The 13,904-nt window shown below is 33.4% G+C and carries 13 protein-coding genes and 1 pseudogene; 11 read left to right on the forward strand and 3 right to left on the reverse strand.

Annotated elements, in window-relative coordinates; translation table 11 throughout:
* Window positions 1-10: 10 nt before the first annotated feature.
* The gene (locus tag B9Y54_RS04300) at window positions 11-742 is read left to right on the forward strand and encodes a glucosamine-6-phosphate deaminase (protein ID WP_085559119.1); all 732 of its coding nucleotides are present in this window, start codon (window positions 11-13) and stop codon (window positions 740-742) included.
* A gap of 34 nt (window positions 743-776) precedes the next feature.
* Window positions 777-2,036 carry a PTS sugar transporter subunit IIC gene (locus B9Y54_RS04305; protein WP_085559120.1) on the forward strand — a complete coding sequence of 420 codons (1,260 nt, stop codon included), beginning with the start codon at window positions 777-779 and terminating at the stop codon, window positions 2,034-2,036.
* A gap of 536 nt (window positions 2,037-2,572) precedes the next feature.
* Here B9Y54_RS04305 and B9Y54_RS04310 read toward each other — a convergent pair.
* Entirely contained in the window at window positions 2,573-3,097 is a 525-nt protein-coding gene (locus B9Y54_RS04310; RefSeq protein WP_085559121.1) for a hypothetical protein, read from the reverse strand.
* A 282-nt stretch (window positions 3,098-3,379) separates the two neighbouring features.
* On the opposite strand from B9Y54_RS04310, the gene B9Y54_RS04315 reads away from it, so the two are divergent.
* The 8 genes from B9Y54_RS04315 (at window position 3,380) to B9Y54_RS04345 (ending at window position 9,137) form a co-directional block, all read left to right on the forward strand.
* Window positions 3,380-3,961: a fasciclin domain-containing protein gene (locus B9Y54_RS04315; protein ID WP_200805355.1), complete on the forward strand. Its 582-nt coding sequence runs from the start codon at window positions 3,380-3,382 to the stop codon at window positions 3,959-3,961.
* Between the two features lie 420 nt (window positions 3,962-4,381).
* Window positions 4,382-5,086, forward strand: coding sequence for a response regulator transcription factor (locus B9Y54_RS04320; protein WP_200805373.1), 705 nt, complete (start codon window positions 4,382-4,384; stop codon window positions 5,084-5,086).
* Window positions 5,070-6,437: a sensor histidine kinase gene (locus tag B9Y54_RS04325; protein ID WP_085559123.1), complete on the forward strand. Its 1,368-nt coding sequence runs from the start codon at window positions 5,070-5,072 to the stop codon at window positions 6,435-6,437. Before B9Y54_RS04320 ends, B9Y54_RS04325 begins: the two co-directional genes overlap by 17 nt.
* A 316-nt stretch (window positions 6,438-6,753) precedes the next feature.
* Window positions 6,754-6,924, forward strand: a complete 171-nt coding sequence (locus tag B9Y54_RS12160; RefSeq protein WP_143062479.1) for an SHOCT domain-containing protein — start codon at window positions 6,754-6,756, stop codon at window positions 6,922-6,924.
* 42 nt (window positions 6,925-6,966) lie between these two features.
* Entirely contained in the window at window positions 6,967-7,350 is a 384-nt protein-coding gene (locus B9Y54_RS04330) for a hypothetical protein (RefSeq protein WP_085559124.1), read from the forward strand.
* Between the two features lies 1 nt (window position 7,351).
* Window positions 7,352-7,645, forward strand: a complete 294-nt coding sequence (locus tag B9Y54_RS04335; protein WP_085559125.1) for an SHOCT domain-containing protein — start codon at window positions 7,352-7,354, stop codon at window positions 7,643-7,645.
* A gap of 92 nt (window positions 7,646-7,737) precedes the next feature.
* Complete coding sequence (locus B9Y54_RS04340) at window positions 7,738-8,364, forward strand: class I SAM-dependent methyltransferase (RefSeq protein WP_085559126.1); 627 nt, start codon at window positions 7,738-7,740, stop codon at window positions 8,362-8,364.
* Window positions 8,365-8,795: 431 nt separating this feature from the next.
* Complete coding sequence (locus B9Y54_RS04345) at window positions 8,796-9,137, forward strand: zinc ribbon domain-containing protein YjdM (protein ID WP_085559127.1); 342 nt, start codon at window positions 8,796-8,798, stop codon at window positions 9,135-9,137.
* 287 nt (window positions 9,138-9,424) lie between these two features.
* Here B9Y54_RS04345 and B9Y54_RS13040 read toward each other — a convergent pair.
* A pseudogene (locus B9Y54_RS13040) lies at window positions 9,425-10,525 on the reverse strand (IS4 family transposase).
* Window positions 10,526-11,144: 619 nt separating this feature from the next.
* On the opposite strand from B9Y54_RS13040, the gene B9Y54_RS04355 reads away from it, so the two are divergent.
* On the forward strand, window positions 11,145-11,345 hold the full coding sequence (locus tag B9Y54_RS04355) for a hypothetical protein (protein WP_085559128.1): 201 nt from the start codon (window positions 11,145-11,147) through the stop codon (window positions 11,343-11,345).
* Between the two features lie 917 nt (window positions 11,346-12,262).
* Here B9Y54_RS04355 and B9Y54_RS04360 read toward each other — a convergent pair.
* On the reverse strand, window positions 12,263-13,540 hold the full coding sequence (locus B9Y54_RS04360; protein ID WP_085559129.1) for a DEAD/DEAH box helicase: 1,278 nt from the start codon (window positions 13,538-13,540) through the stop codon (window positions 12,263-12,265).
* Window positions 13,541-13,904 lie beyond the last annotated feature (364 nt).

Consider the following 13,904-nt stretch of genomic DNA (forward strand, 5'->3'; position numbering starts at 1 on the left):
GAGAATGTGTATGCAACCGTTCAATTTAATTAATACCGAAAATTATGAAGAATTAAGTAAAGTAGCAAGCGAGAAAATCATTGAAGTTATGAAATTACATCCTAGCTCTTTGTTCTGTTTTGCGGGTGGAGACACACCTGTAAGAACACTAGAGTTGCTTGTACAAGCCCATCGTGAAAAAAGAATTAATTTATGTGAAGCATATTATATTGGGTTAGATGAATGGGTTGGACTTGATGAGCTTCATAAAGGTAGCTGTTTAGCATATATGAAAACAAACTTATTTGATCCTGTAAATGTGCCCAAAGAACAAATTCACTTCTTCAATGCTAAATCTTCAGATTTAGAAAAGGAATGTGAGTTATCAAATAATTATATTAAAAACCACCAAGGAATAACACTCTCTTTGTTGGGAGTTGGAGTAAATGGGCATTTAGGATTTAATGAACCAGGTACTAGTTTTGAAAGTCTTGCTCATGTCGTAGACTTAAACGAGATAACCAAAAAAGTAGGAGAAAAATATTTTGAAAACGATGTGAATTTAAGTAAAGGAATTACATTAGGAATCAAACAACTGTTAGAATCCGACTATCTGATTCTTGAAGCAAGCGGAGAAACAAAAAGAGATTCTATAAAGAAACTAATGGAAAATAACGTAACTTCAGAATGGCCTATAACAGCCTTAAGGCTTCATAAAAATTGTGCGGTAATAGTAACCGAGATATTAGAGACTGAGATTTAAATTTTATAATCAATAATCAAGGGGGAGAAACTATATGTCAAAAATATTTGAAAATAAAATTATTCCTGTATTATTTAAAATTGGTCAAAACAAGCGATTAATTGCTATTCGTAATGGGCTCTCAATTACTGTTCCTTTTACAATTATTGGTAGTTTTTTCTTAATTATTGGTAATCTTCCAGTACAAGCCTGGATGGATTTTATTTCTCCTTATTCTGAAATATTAAATGCACCGGTAAATGTAACTTTTGGTATGCTAGGGTTAATTTCAGCAATTGGAATTGGTTATTATATGGGGAAAGAATTAGAGGTAGAACCAATTTCTAATGCACTAATTACATTAGTAGCGTTTTTGTTAGCTACTCTCTCAGAAGAAAATACGCTTAATATTGAATCCTTAGGCGCGGTAGGGATGTTTACAGCTATAATTGTTTCTTTATTCACTGTAGAAGTGTATCGGTTTTTCATACGAAATAATATTACTATAAAAATGCCAGACGGTGTTCCACCAGCTGTTGCTCAATCTTTTATCAGTTTGATTCCAGCATTTGTGATAATCACTGCCATATGGATTATTAGAGTAATTCTAGGTGTTGATTTGAATGCGGTTATTCAGATAGTTTTCCAACCATTAGTATTTGGGATAGACAGTTTACCAGGTCTAATTATTACTTCCTTGATAGTATGTTTATTATGGTCAGCCGGAATTCACGGCGATCACGCTTTAGCAGGAATTGTTACTCCGATTGTTTTAAGTAATTTAGCTGCTAATATGGCTGCTTTCCAGGCCGGAACTCCTTTACCCCATATTGTCGTTGAGGGTTTTGGACTTGTATTTATGTCCATCGGAGGTACTGGAGCAACCATCGGTTTAGTTTTAAATATGATGAGATCAAAAGTAAAATCTTATAAATCGTTGGGTAGATTGTCTTTACCGTCAGCTGTATTTAATATAAACGAACCTGTCATTTTCGGGTTCCCAATAGTAATGAATCCTATCATGATGATACCTTTTATTATAACTCCTGTGATAATAGGCTCTTTTGCATACGTATTAACAAAATTAGAAATTATTGGTGCCGTTGTCTTTCTAGTTCCTTGGACCACCCCACCAGTTATCGGGGCTTATCTAGCTACAAACGGAAATATACCTGCGGCTATTTTTTCAGCATTATCTGTCGTAGCATCTTATTTTATCTATTTACCATTTTTCAAGGTAGCAGAGAAAAAACAATTGTTGTTGGAGCAAGGTGAAACTGAAGAAGAAGTAATAGCAGAAGTAAGTAATATCTAATTTCAATATAAAAAATTAGTTCATTCCTAATTTATTAGTGGCGCGTAGACGTAATTGAAAGTAAGCTTTCATATAAAGAAAGAGACCGTTTAGCAACTTTATATGCTATCTTTTGTATTGCAAATGGCGGAGTTGCTGTTCCAGCGTTTGATGATCCTAGTGACAAAAAATCTGTTGAACACTTTAGCAGGTAGTTCCTGGTCGTAAGGTAGTAAGTGTATATGCCAAAAAAATTCTTTTAGTTGGAAGAAATACCCATTGAGTTATACAATAGCAACCTAACTTATCACAAAGATAATCTGGACTTGCTAGTAACACAATAGGACAAAGCATTGATTACTAGTTAAGAATAAGAAAAAGATTGTATTTATCAGGAGGTGTATTGAACCCCCGAAAGTTAGAGTTTATATTAAGCAGCTAATTGGCTTGTGTGGATACGGTGTTGAACCGGACCCATGCCTGCCAATTATTGCTTTATGGGTTCAGTGTTATGATGAAAAATATAATTTTCGATTTTATTTTTTAGTTTTTCAAACTTAAGTTCTATTTCTCTCCATAGAACAGAGTTTTAAGTGAAGCTTAACTCCTGACTTTATTTTACAAAAATCATTCCATTGATAAAGATTTTGGTTAAGTGAAAACGTCGAAGAATCAATTAGATAGAGACTATTTCCTTTCGTTACGGACCTTTTATTTTTAGTCTGACTGACCAACTGACTAAAAATAGCCAAAAGAATCTCTGAATCTATTTTTGAGAGAGTTCTAGAGAGTTGGGAATAACTGATACTAGTCATGCCCATTTCTTTTTGACGTTCTTTCGAAACAAAGGCCTCATCCATCTCTCTAAGACTTTCTTTTTCGTCATTGATTCCATGAAGAAAAAGTTGAAGGGATTGAAAGAAACTAAGTTTCTTATGGTATTTATCAAAGGCAACAATCTTTTTTTTAATAGAACTTGGTAAACAATCTAACTTAATGAAAGAAAACCATTTATTAAAAGCAGAATTTGTTTTATACTTGTCGATGAGTTTGGTCCTTTTTATTGGTCTTGGATGAGTCATCTGAGTTCAGTATAAAGAATTTTTTTGTCTATTGGAATAATATAAACAAATTCAGGAAACATATAATGTTTCATGCAACACTAGTGTAAAATATACTATTTCTACGTATCGTCTTGATAGCGTCAACTTATTTTTTCCCAACAATAAGTTGACACTACCTTTTGATACCTATTAATTGACTTATAATATTCTTTCAATTAGAGTAGATTTATAGAGAGAGAGTAAGCTTATTCTCTATTGTTTGAGAGTTCTTTTTATACTATAGGAGAGGGTGAATTTATTATGAATAAAGCATTATTGAAGAAGTTACGATTGGGCCTAATTTCGTTTGCAGCCATTGGATTATTAGCAGCATGTGGAACAGATGATAACATGGACCAGAATTCAATGAGTGAAGATTCAGCTGTAGAAGAATCCGTCAAAGTTAAAGAAGATGTTGTCGGTATTGCACAAGGTAATCCTGATTTCAGTATTTTAGTATCTGCTCTTCAAGAAGCTGAACTTGTTGAAACTCTTCAAGGTGAAGGTCCTTTTACAGTATTTGCACCAACTAACGCTGCATTTGAAAAACTGTTAGGTGAATTAGACATTACAGCTGAAGAATTACTTGCACAACCTGATTTAGATAAAGTTCTTACGTATCATGTTGTTCCTGGAAAAGTTTTAGCTGCTGATTTAACAGACGGAATGAAAGCAGAAACAGTTAATGGAGAAGAATTAACATTTGATTTAATGGGAGATCCTATGGTAAATGAATCAGCAATAAGCACAACGGATATTGAAGCAACAAACGGCGTTGTGCATGTGATTGATACCGTTTTAGTTCCTGCTGATTTTGAATTACAAGAAGTAGCTGCAAAGTAATTAACTCTAAATTTTTTTAAGTTTGATAAAATCAGATTATACCAATAAAAAGGCTCTCAAACAGTTGAAAAAAATAAAATAGTACGAAATTAGTTGAAAAAAAACCACTAATTAAGTTGTAGATATCCGTGTTCGTTAATATAGCGTATTTTAAAAAAACTAGAGTTAAAGATAATAATATATAGCAAATTGAGTGGTTTACTTCCGGTAATTAACTGGAGATAAGCCACTCAATTTTTATGTTTTCTTTTTTGAAATTTTGAAAATATGCGTCTCTTTCCTTTAATTCCTACTTATTTTTGGAATAAACGCTGTTTAATTAATTTTCCATAATTTTATAGTATAGTTATGTAGAAATTATGGGGATTCCCCTTTTTGATGAATAAAATGATAAAATAAGTCATACGAGGTGAGTTTTTGATAAAAGTTCTTATTATTGATGATGAAAAGGTAATATGCGAAGTATTAGAAGCGTATTTTATAAAAGAAGACTGGAAAGTTCTCATTGCTTCGAATGGAGTAGAAGGACTTAAAAAAGCAAAAGATCAAAGTCCTGATCTGATTGTGTTAGATTTAATGTTGCCTGATATATCTGGTGAAGAAGTCTGTAGATTAGTAAGAAAGGACAGCAACATACCGATATTAATGCTAACGGCTAAATCTGCAGAGGATGATTTAATTAACGGACTTGTAATCGGTGCGGATGACTATGTAACAAAACCGTTTAGTCCAAGAGAGATTGTCATGAGAGTAAAAGCTCTGATAAGAAGAACGCAACAAACAATAAATGAGAGCAAGCTAAGTTTCAATAATGACAAGTTAATTATTGATTTCGTAAAAAAAGAAGTAAAACTAGATAATGGCATCCTTACTTTGACTCCAAATGAGTATAAACTTTTAACAGCGATAGCCAGTTATCCTGGAAAAGTATACAGTAGAGCAGATTTACTAGAAAAATTACAGGAAAATGATAGTTATTTTGAAGGGTACGAAAGAAATATTGATACACATATAAAAAATTTACGTAAAAAAATAGAAGCTGATACGCGTCATCCTATTTTTATCATTACGGTATTTGGTATGGGTTACAAATTTGGAGGAATTAAAGATGAATCTGACACTTAGGTCAAGAGTTCTGTTATACCTTTTGGTAGTCTCTTTAAGTGGTATTTTAATTGCTAGCATTACTATTTTTTCTGGCGTTGAAAATCAATTCACGGATTATGTTACTACAAATAGAGTGAAAAGTATCGAAACGATTAAAGAGGAAGCAATTCAACAATACAATGATACGGGTCAGTTAACTAACGAACAATTGAAAAATATGGTGCATCAGCAGGCGATGGCAGAGAGTTTATATTATAAAATTCACACTAATAACGGGGACTTAGTAGTTGATTCAACATCAATGGGATCGATGATGAAAATGATGAATGGGCATCAATCTTCACTAAATTCCAACGAGTACCAATCAGAGTCTTATCCATTAAAGAGTGGAAATAAAGTCATTGGAAACCTAACTGTTTACTATTCAGGGCAATTAATTGGTGATGAATTTGCCTTTTTGAAATCAATTAAACGCAACATCATACTTGCCGTATTGTTTACGGTTATTTTATCAATAGTAGCTAGTTTGTTATTTTCAAAACGCTTAACGTCAGGAGTTGATAAACTCGTAATAGGAGTTGCAGAGTTACGTAATCATCAATGGAAAACTCAAATCCCACTTAACGATTTGACAGGAGAGATGAAGCCATTAGGTGAGTCATTTAATCAGCTTGCAGATTCCTTAGTAAAAGAAGAGATATTAAGAAAACAGTTTACAGCTGATTTTGCACATGAGCTTAGAACGCCACTTGCAACTTTAAGAAGTCAGATTGAGGCTTTTCAAGATGGCATATGGGAACCTAATGAAATGAGACTAGAACAATTTCATGCAGAACTCATGCGTCTAGTTAGATTAGTAAATGATTTAGAAAAACTAATTGCAGCCGAAAATCCTCAAATCAAATTAAATAAAAAAAAATTAGAAACAGGGGAAATATTGTCTTTTGTAGAAGATCAGTTTAGTCCGTTATTTATTGAAAAAGGTGTAGCGTTAGAGATACAAGGTAAAAAAGAATCTCCATGGTTTTTAGGTGATCAGGATAAAATCATCCAGATTTTAATAAACGTTGTGAACAATGCTTTACAATATACACCAGCAGGAAGCAAAGTTTCTATTTGTGTAGAAGAGAAAGATAATCAAATTATTTTTATCGTAAAAGACGAAGGTGTAGGAATAAGCGAAGATGATCTGCCTTTATTGTTTCAAAGATTTTACAGAGGCGATAAATCACGTGATAGAAAAACAGGTGGTGTTGGAATAGGATTATCTATTGTAAAAGCATTTGTAGAAGCACATCGAGGAGAAATAAAAATCCGGAGTCAATTAAATGTTGGGACAATAATAGAATTATACTTCCCTAAAAAGTAGAAATAAAGCGACTAAACTAACTTTATTTTAATGCGGCTATTTTATAAGCTTACTCACAAAGATTAAGTTAGCAACTTGTCCTTAGCGGGGATTAGGTTGCTTTTTAATGTATCAATATGAATAAAGGGGGATAGTAAAATAGAAGTTCTAGATGATAAAGTATGGAAATCGACAAGTAATCGTTAGGTTGGTGCTATCCACACAAATTCCCCATAGCTTGCCCATACCATCTCCATGAGTAAGATGTAGTATTAAGAATAACAACAGACGGCAAACTAGACCAAAATTAATAGATGAATTAGGAGGTGAATGAGTTATGATGCTATTACCATTTGTACTCATTGGATATTTAGTTTATGTAGGAATAAACCGTAAGCATTCAGTTGAGCATTCAAAACCATTAGAGATAGCGAAGGTTAGACTTGCAAAAGGTGAACTATCCTTTGAAGAGTTCGAACAAATCAAGAAAAATATACTAGAAGAATAACGGCTATTGCATAAAAAACAATTAAAAGGAGATTGAATCAATATGACTATAATTAATGGACTGTTAGTTGCAACTATGGCTCTTGTAAGTGGAATCGGATTATCTTTTCATTCGGGGATGGAGACATTGAATCAAAAACCGATCAATCAAGAGCAAGAAATTAGAGGTAACAATGCGACCACTATGATGGAAACAAATGATTTAGAACGGATGGAAATAGTTATGGAAAATGAGGGCATTAAATTCAACGAGATGCAGAAGTTCATGGAAGAAGATAACTCAAATTTTGAACAGATCAAATCGTATATGAATGAAATGCACGCCAACTTAACAAATTCAGAACGGAAAGAATTTTACAAGGGAATGCATGAAACAGATGATTTATCTCGAAATAGTCATTTTAGGATGAGAGAAGGGAGAAATTAAGATGATGAACGGAGGGCACATGGGGAACTTTTCGTACGGTAGATATGGCGGGCTACAACAAGAATTTCATTCGCTTAATACGATGTTTGGTAATAATCTCAAACAGGTGATTATTGTTGGACTTATTGTATTAGTCATTTATCTATTTTTTAAGAGGCAAAAAAGACAAGGATCAGAACAAACTAAAGAGACGTCTGCAGTTACTACGGCTAAAGAAGCAGCGAAACTACGTTATGCTTGTGGCGAAATTACCTATGAAGAATTTCAGTCTATATTGAAGGCAATAGAAGTATAATGAGATAAAGAAGAGGCAGTGAAAAGTATTCCTTAACTAGTTGGTGCTTCGTTTTATGTATACTATACCTTTTGATAAAGGGGGAAATCTAAATGAGCAATGAAACTAAAAAAATTAAAAATCGTTACAATTGTATTTCTAAAATTTACGATGTTTTAGAAGGACCGATGGAAGCTATGACAAAAAGTGCCTGGAATGAAAAATTAATTGATGCCATTGAAGGAAAGAAAGTTTTAGAAGTCGGAGTTGGTACCGGGAAAAACTTGCTTTTTTATCCAGATAACGTGGAAATAATTGGGATAGATTTTAGTGAACAGATGTTAAAAAAAGCCATTCAAAAGACAAAAGGAAAAGAAACAATCACATTAATTGAAATGGATGCTCAAAAAATGAGCTTTGCTGATGACACATTTGATACAGTTGTGACTTCTTGTGTATTTTGCTCAGTACCGGATCCTGTAGAAGGACTCAAAGAAATAAGAAGAGTCTGTAAACCCAACGGAAAAATTGTGATGCTAGAGCATATGAGAAGCCAACATCGTCTAGTTGGTAAAGTTATGGATGCGGTAAATTTTATTCCCTTACATACTTGGGGAGCCAATATTAATAGAAAGACACTTGAAAATATAGTGAAAGCTGGATTTAAAGAAGAGCAAATAGAGACTCAAGATTTATGGAGCGATATTGTAAAGTTAATAGAAATAAGAAATAAGAAATAAGAAATAAAAAGTAACTATGTAGAGTTTATTGTGAAATTACTGGATATATAACTTAAAAATGAATGGCGGACTAAAGTTAGTTTAAATTATGATATTAGATACAAGAAAATAGAAAATAGATTAAATAAGAATACGTAATAGCAAAAAAATAGAAAAAATCTAAAATAGTTTATTAATCCCATTGAAGTTCAGCAGATATCCTACGTCCGAAAATGAATGCGAAGAGATATAAACCTAGATGATTCATATAATACTAGTGAATGATTATAACGAATAGATTGCTTTGTATCTTCTTGGGATATAGTTAAATTTTATTAAAAAATGAATGAGAATTTATTTAAATAGGCGTGATTTGTGAAAAAATATGCATTGCCAATCCAGCAGGAGTATGCCATTATGTAACTAACAATAGTCATTGGAGGAAATAACGCATGTCTAACTTACCAAATTGTCCAAAATGTCATTCAGAATATACTTATGAAGATGGCAGCCTGTTCGTTTGCCCAGAATGTGGTCATGAATGGGGAATCGATTCAATTATTGAAACAGATAAAAGCAAAAAAGAGTTCAAAGATGCACATGGAAATAAATTAAACGATGGAGATTCAGTGATTGTTATTAAAAATCTAAAGGTAAAAGGGACTTCCCTTGTTGTAAAAAAAGGAACTAAAGTAAAAAATATTCATTTGGTTGACGGTGACCACGATATTGATTGTAAAATCGAAGGTATTGGTGCTATGCAATTAAAAACAGAATTCGTAAAAAAAGCTTAGTGTCCGTGAAGCAAAATAAACTAAGGCCGTTTTACTTAACTTAAATGGCTTTTTTTTAAAAAAATTTAATAAGGATTTTAAAATACTAGTGATTTTTTTGTAATATGAGAAAAATTTCTTTTTACTTTAACTCACTAATGTTGCGTAAACATCGTTTGATTGACCTAATTTCTTATTTTTCTGGATAAAGGCAAAAAAGGGAGTGCTTACGCAAAAGATGATTATTTCCAGAAAATTTTGCTTGTTCAACGGATTCTATTGCTGACTGACACCCTTACTTCAAGGATCTAAGTCGGTATCAAAAGGGTAAACCATTCTTCTGCTGGTTGGAATAACAAATCACGAAAAAGTCGTTTGATTTGAAAAATAGACTGTTTACTTTTTGTTTTTAACTTAATTAAATAGGTTAATAAACTGGCAATCATGGCTAAAATTAATTGACAACATCTTTTTCACTTCTCGAAAAAAACTTTTTGATGGTCATATGTTGCTTAATAGGCTTGAAGAACAGCTCTATTTGCCAACGTGTTTGATACATTTCTGCACTGTCAGTAGAGGAGCAGTCAAAACGATTTGTAATAAATTGAAGCGTTCTTCCATTTTCATCTTGAACGGTTACTAAACGAAATCTGGACGTTAGAGAGTTCTGAGCACCTAATGCGACCATTTGGTCGCTGAGAATAGACTCGCTTTTGCAAGCTACTACTGTTTCTAAAATACGAACTTGTGTATTCTTTTTGATACTTGCCACAAAGAAGTAGCCCTGCCAGTGCATCGTGTCTAACCGTTTAAAATCAAGGTATCCACGATTAAATACATCAGTCGCTTCAGGTTGATTAGCCAATACTTCTAATTGATTTGTATCGTGTTCGACGTCGTTAGTCAGCGTAAACTCATCTGGATAAAGATGCTTATTGTCCATAACAGAGTTTTAAGTGAAGCTTAACTCCTGATTTTGTTTTACGAAAATCAGCCCATTGATAAAGGTTTTGGTTAAGTGAAAACGTCGAAGAATCAATTAGGTAGAGACTATTTCGTTTCGTTACGGGCCTTTTATTTTTAGCCTGACTAACTAGCTGACTAAAAATGGCTAAAAGAATCTCTGAATCTATTTTTGAGAGAGTTCTAGAGAGCTGAGAATAACTGATACTAGTCATACCCATTTCTTTTTGAAGTTCTTTCGAAACAAAAGCCGCATCCATCTCTCTAAGACTTTCTTTTTCGTCATTGATTCCATGAAGAAAAAGTTGAAGAGCTTGGAAGAAACTAAGTTTCTTATGGTATTTATCAAAGTCAACAATCTTTTTTTGAATAGGGCTTGGTAAAAGATTTAGCTTAATGGAAGAAAACCATTTATTAAAAGCAGAATTTGTTTTATACTTATCCATGTGTTGGGTCCTTTTTATTGGTCTTGGATGAGTCATCTGAGTTCAGTATAAAGGACTTTTTTGCATATTGGAATAATATAAACAAATTTGTGAAACACATAATGTTTCATGCAACACTAGTGATGATACATGAAACGTTATAGAATCAAGTATCTGAAATCCTTTAATAAGAGATTCTTTTTTGTCTAAAATATTTAGTGTATTTATTTTGTTAATTTAATAAACGATGGGGATGTACAGGGAGTCCTCCTGATCGTGTTACTTTTTTTACGTTTATGGAGATAAATTTACTAAGTCCAATACATGAAATTAGAAAAAAATGGCCGTAAAGAAAGAATAATTTTAAAGAGGTTTTCTTTCTTTACTAGCCTTGCAGCCTTGAAAAAATGTCAAGAGATACCGTATTTATTTTTTAGAAGGTATTTAAAAATAAAAAAGCAGAAAAGATAAGAAAATCTAATAACTTAAATGGATTTTGTAATCCGAATTATAAAAAATAGTATTTCTGCACTTTAAAAGAAAAGTAGGACGGTAATGAAATCTGTGTTTTTATTATTAATATTGTTACACTAGTAGTGTAGAAGAATCTTACTGTCCACTAGGAAGAGGTGTTCAGGAAATGAAAGATAACTTTCAAGAATATAAAGCTGATTTTTCAGCTATCATGGAATCTAAAAAAATGTCTGAGTACCAGAAGTTATATTTACTTGAAGGTCTGTTAAAAGATACAAAGTATATTTTTCAATATACGGTTAAGACTAAGAATTGCAGTGATAAAAAGCTGTTTTACAGGATAGATCGTTACCCGCTAATGGGTTAGTTCCGGAAAGCTTATCTAAGAATCCATCAACTGACGAAGATTACCGTAAAGAAAATAGAAGGTAAATAATAAACAGGTATGAAATCAAAGATATTGGGACAGAATTACCTGTGAATAAAAAAAGAAACCTTTATTCCCAGACGTATGTGGATAATACTTCTTTTTTCATGATAAAATAAAATAAACAAAAAGGATACCATTTATTTTATTTTGGTTACTGTAACAAAATCTATACATAAATTTTTTCTTTCCGCATATTTTTATCGTAATGAATTAAGTCATAAGAGTCTTCTTCGTTATTCAGAATTTTCTGTTTTTTGAAACATTAAAATATTATCTGTTTAGAGTGTACCTAAAATCGACATAACAGATTGATTGATTTTTCAACGTTTGTATTGTTGATTATAAGAATCTAATAAATGGATCAGGTATAAGAGAAAAAATGAAGGGAGGTAATGTATATGTATCGACTATGATCAAAAACTAGACCGACAACTTGAATGGATTATCTACACTAAATTATACAACATTTATATGGTCTGCAATCGGAAGTTCAACGGAATTTTGTATCCAAGGGTTCTGTGAATCTTAAATTAATTGAAACAGTTGATATCATCATGAAGTTCTACTGTCAGGTGATCAAGACTCATAAAGTATTTTTGATAAATGAATGCTATCTGGATTATTTTAAAGGTATCTTCCAAATAACTTTACAAGACCGTAATTTTATTCTCCAACTTCTTCAACTATTAAAATTATGCATATAATAATTTGAAAATAGGAAGAGATCAATTTATTTTTAAGAATAAATTGATCTCCCTATTAAGTGAAGTTATGTTCTTTGATTGTAAATCGATGATTTTCTCTACTTTACCTAAGTCATTACCGATGTAAAAGCGGGTGACTTTGTTAACCGGTTACTTTACGTATTTTTTCGTTTGTACACGAGGTCTTTGTGCGGATTTTTGACCGCCTCTTCGACCTTGCTTCTTTTTTGATTGCGTTCCATTATTGCGCGTGGAAACTGTTTTTTTCGCCTTCTGTGAGGGTGCTTGAGTGCCTTCTTTTAACAGATAAGGTTGATCTTTTATGACTGGAACTTTCCTCTGAATAAGTTTTTCAATGTCACGCAACAAGTCTGATTCTGTTTCATCACAGAAAGAGATGGCTTTTCCGCCTAGCCCTGCACGTCCTGTACGGCCGATACGGTGAATGTAGGTTTCTGGAACTTCAGGCAAGTCGTATAGGATAACTTGCGAAAGCTCAGGTACATCAATACCACGGGCTGCGATATCTGTCGCAACGAGAACGCTAATTTTCATGGTCTTGAAGTTTTCTAAAGCTCGCTGACGCGCATTCTGGGACTTGTTGCCGTGAATCGCCTCGGCTGAAAGACCCGCTTGCAGAAGTTTTTTGACGATTTTGTTGGCGCCATGCTTGGTTCTGGAGAAGACTAGGGAGCGCTCAACCCGCTTATTCTTCAAGAGATAGATAAGTAGGTTAGTTTTGTCGGTCTTGGCTACGGGATAAATGCTTTGGTTGATAACTTCAACAGTTGATGAAACTGGATTGACTACCACTTTTATCGGGTTTGATAAAATGGTTCCCGCAAGTTTCTCGATTTCATTCGGCATCGTTGCTGAAAAGAACATGCTTTGACGTTTCTTCGGCAATTCGCGGATAATATGGCGTACATCACGTAGCATCCCCATGTCCAACATCATATCGGCTTCGTCCAAGACGAAGAAATCAACTTGGTTCAGTTTGACAAATCCTTGTCTGATAAGGTCCAATAGTCTGCCTGGCGTCGCGACTAGGATATCAGTTCCGCGTTTCAGCTCGGCTGTCTGAGGATTCTGGGAAACGCCGCCAAAAATTACTTGGATATTCAATGGAAGGTATTTAGCGTATGTTTGGAAGCTTTCACTGATTTGTATGGCAAGTTCACGGGTAGGAGCAAGGATTAAGGCTTTGATGGCACCTTTTCCAACTGTTCTTTCTTCCATAATATTTTGAAGGATGGGTAAGGCAAAGGCAGCTGTCTTACCAGTACCAGTCTGGGCACAACCCAATAAGTCCTTATTGTTCATCAGATGCGGAATGGCATCCTCTTGGATAGGCGTTGCTTTCCTATAGCCTGCCTCTTTCAGTGCGTGCAATAGGTGTTGGTTCAAATCTAATTCATTAAATAACAAGTGGTTCTCCCTCGGCATGTTATACATGCATTTGATTTTTGTGAATGTGTTTCGGATTAGGTTGGTTTAGCATACAAGAGTCTGATAATCTTTCAAAAATCGACCTGCTCTGAACAGGTATATAGTTTTTCTGAGAAATAGCATGACTGGTCTATTGTATCAGAAATGGAAGTTAGAGTCATATTATTTTATTTTTGAGAAAGAATATGAGATATCCGATATATACAAGTCCTGAATAATTCATAGATTTTTTCAAAAGCTACTTAATGTGTGTTGCAGCGCCAATTTTTATTTGATTTTCTTGCACCCTTTGAGTGTGAAAAAAGAACCCCAATCTATTATGGTTAAAGCGCCTAAACTAAAC

The organism is Carnobacterium iners (assembly GCF_900177385.1).
Classification (GTDB): domain Bacteria; phylum Bacillota; class Bacilli; order Lactobacillales; family Carnobacteriaceae; genus Carnobacterium_A; species Carnobacterium_A iners.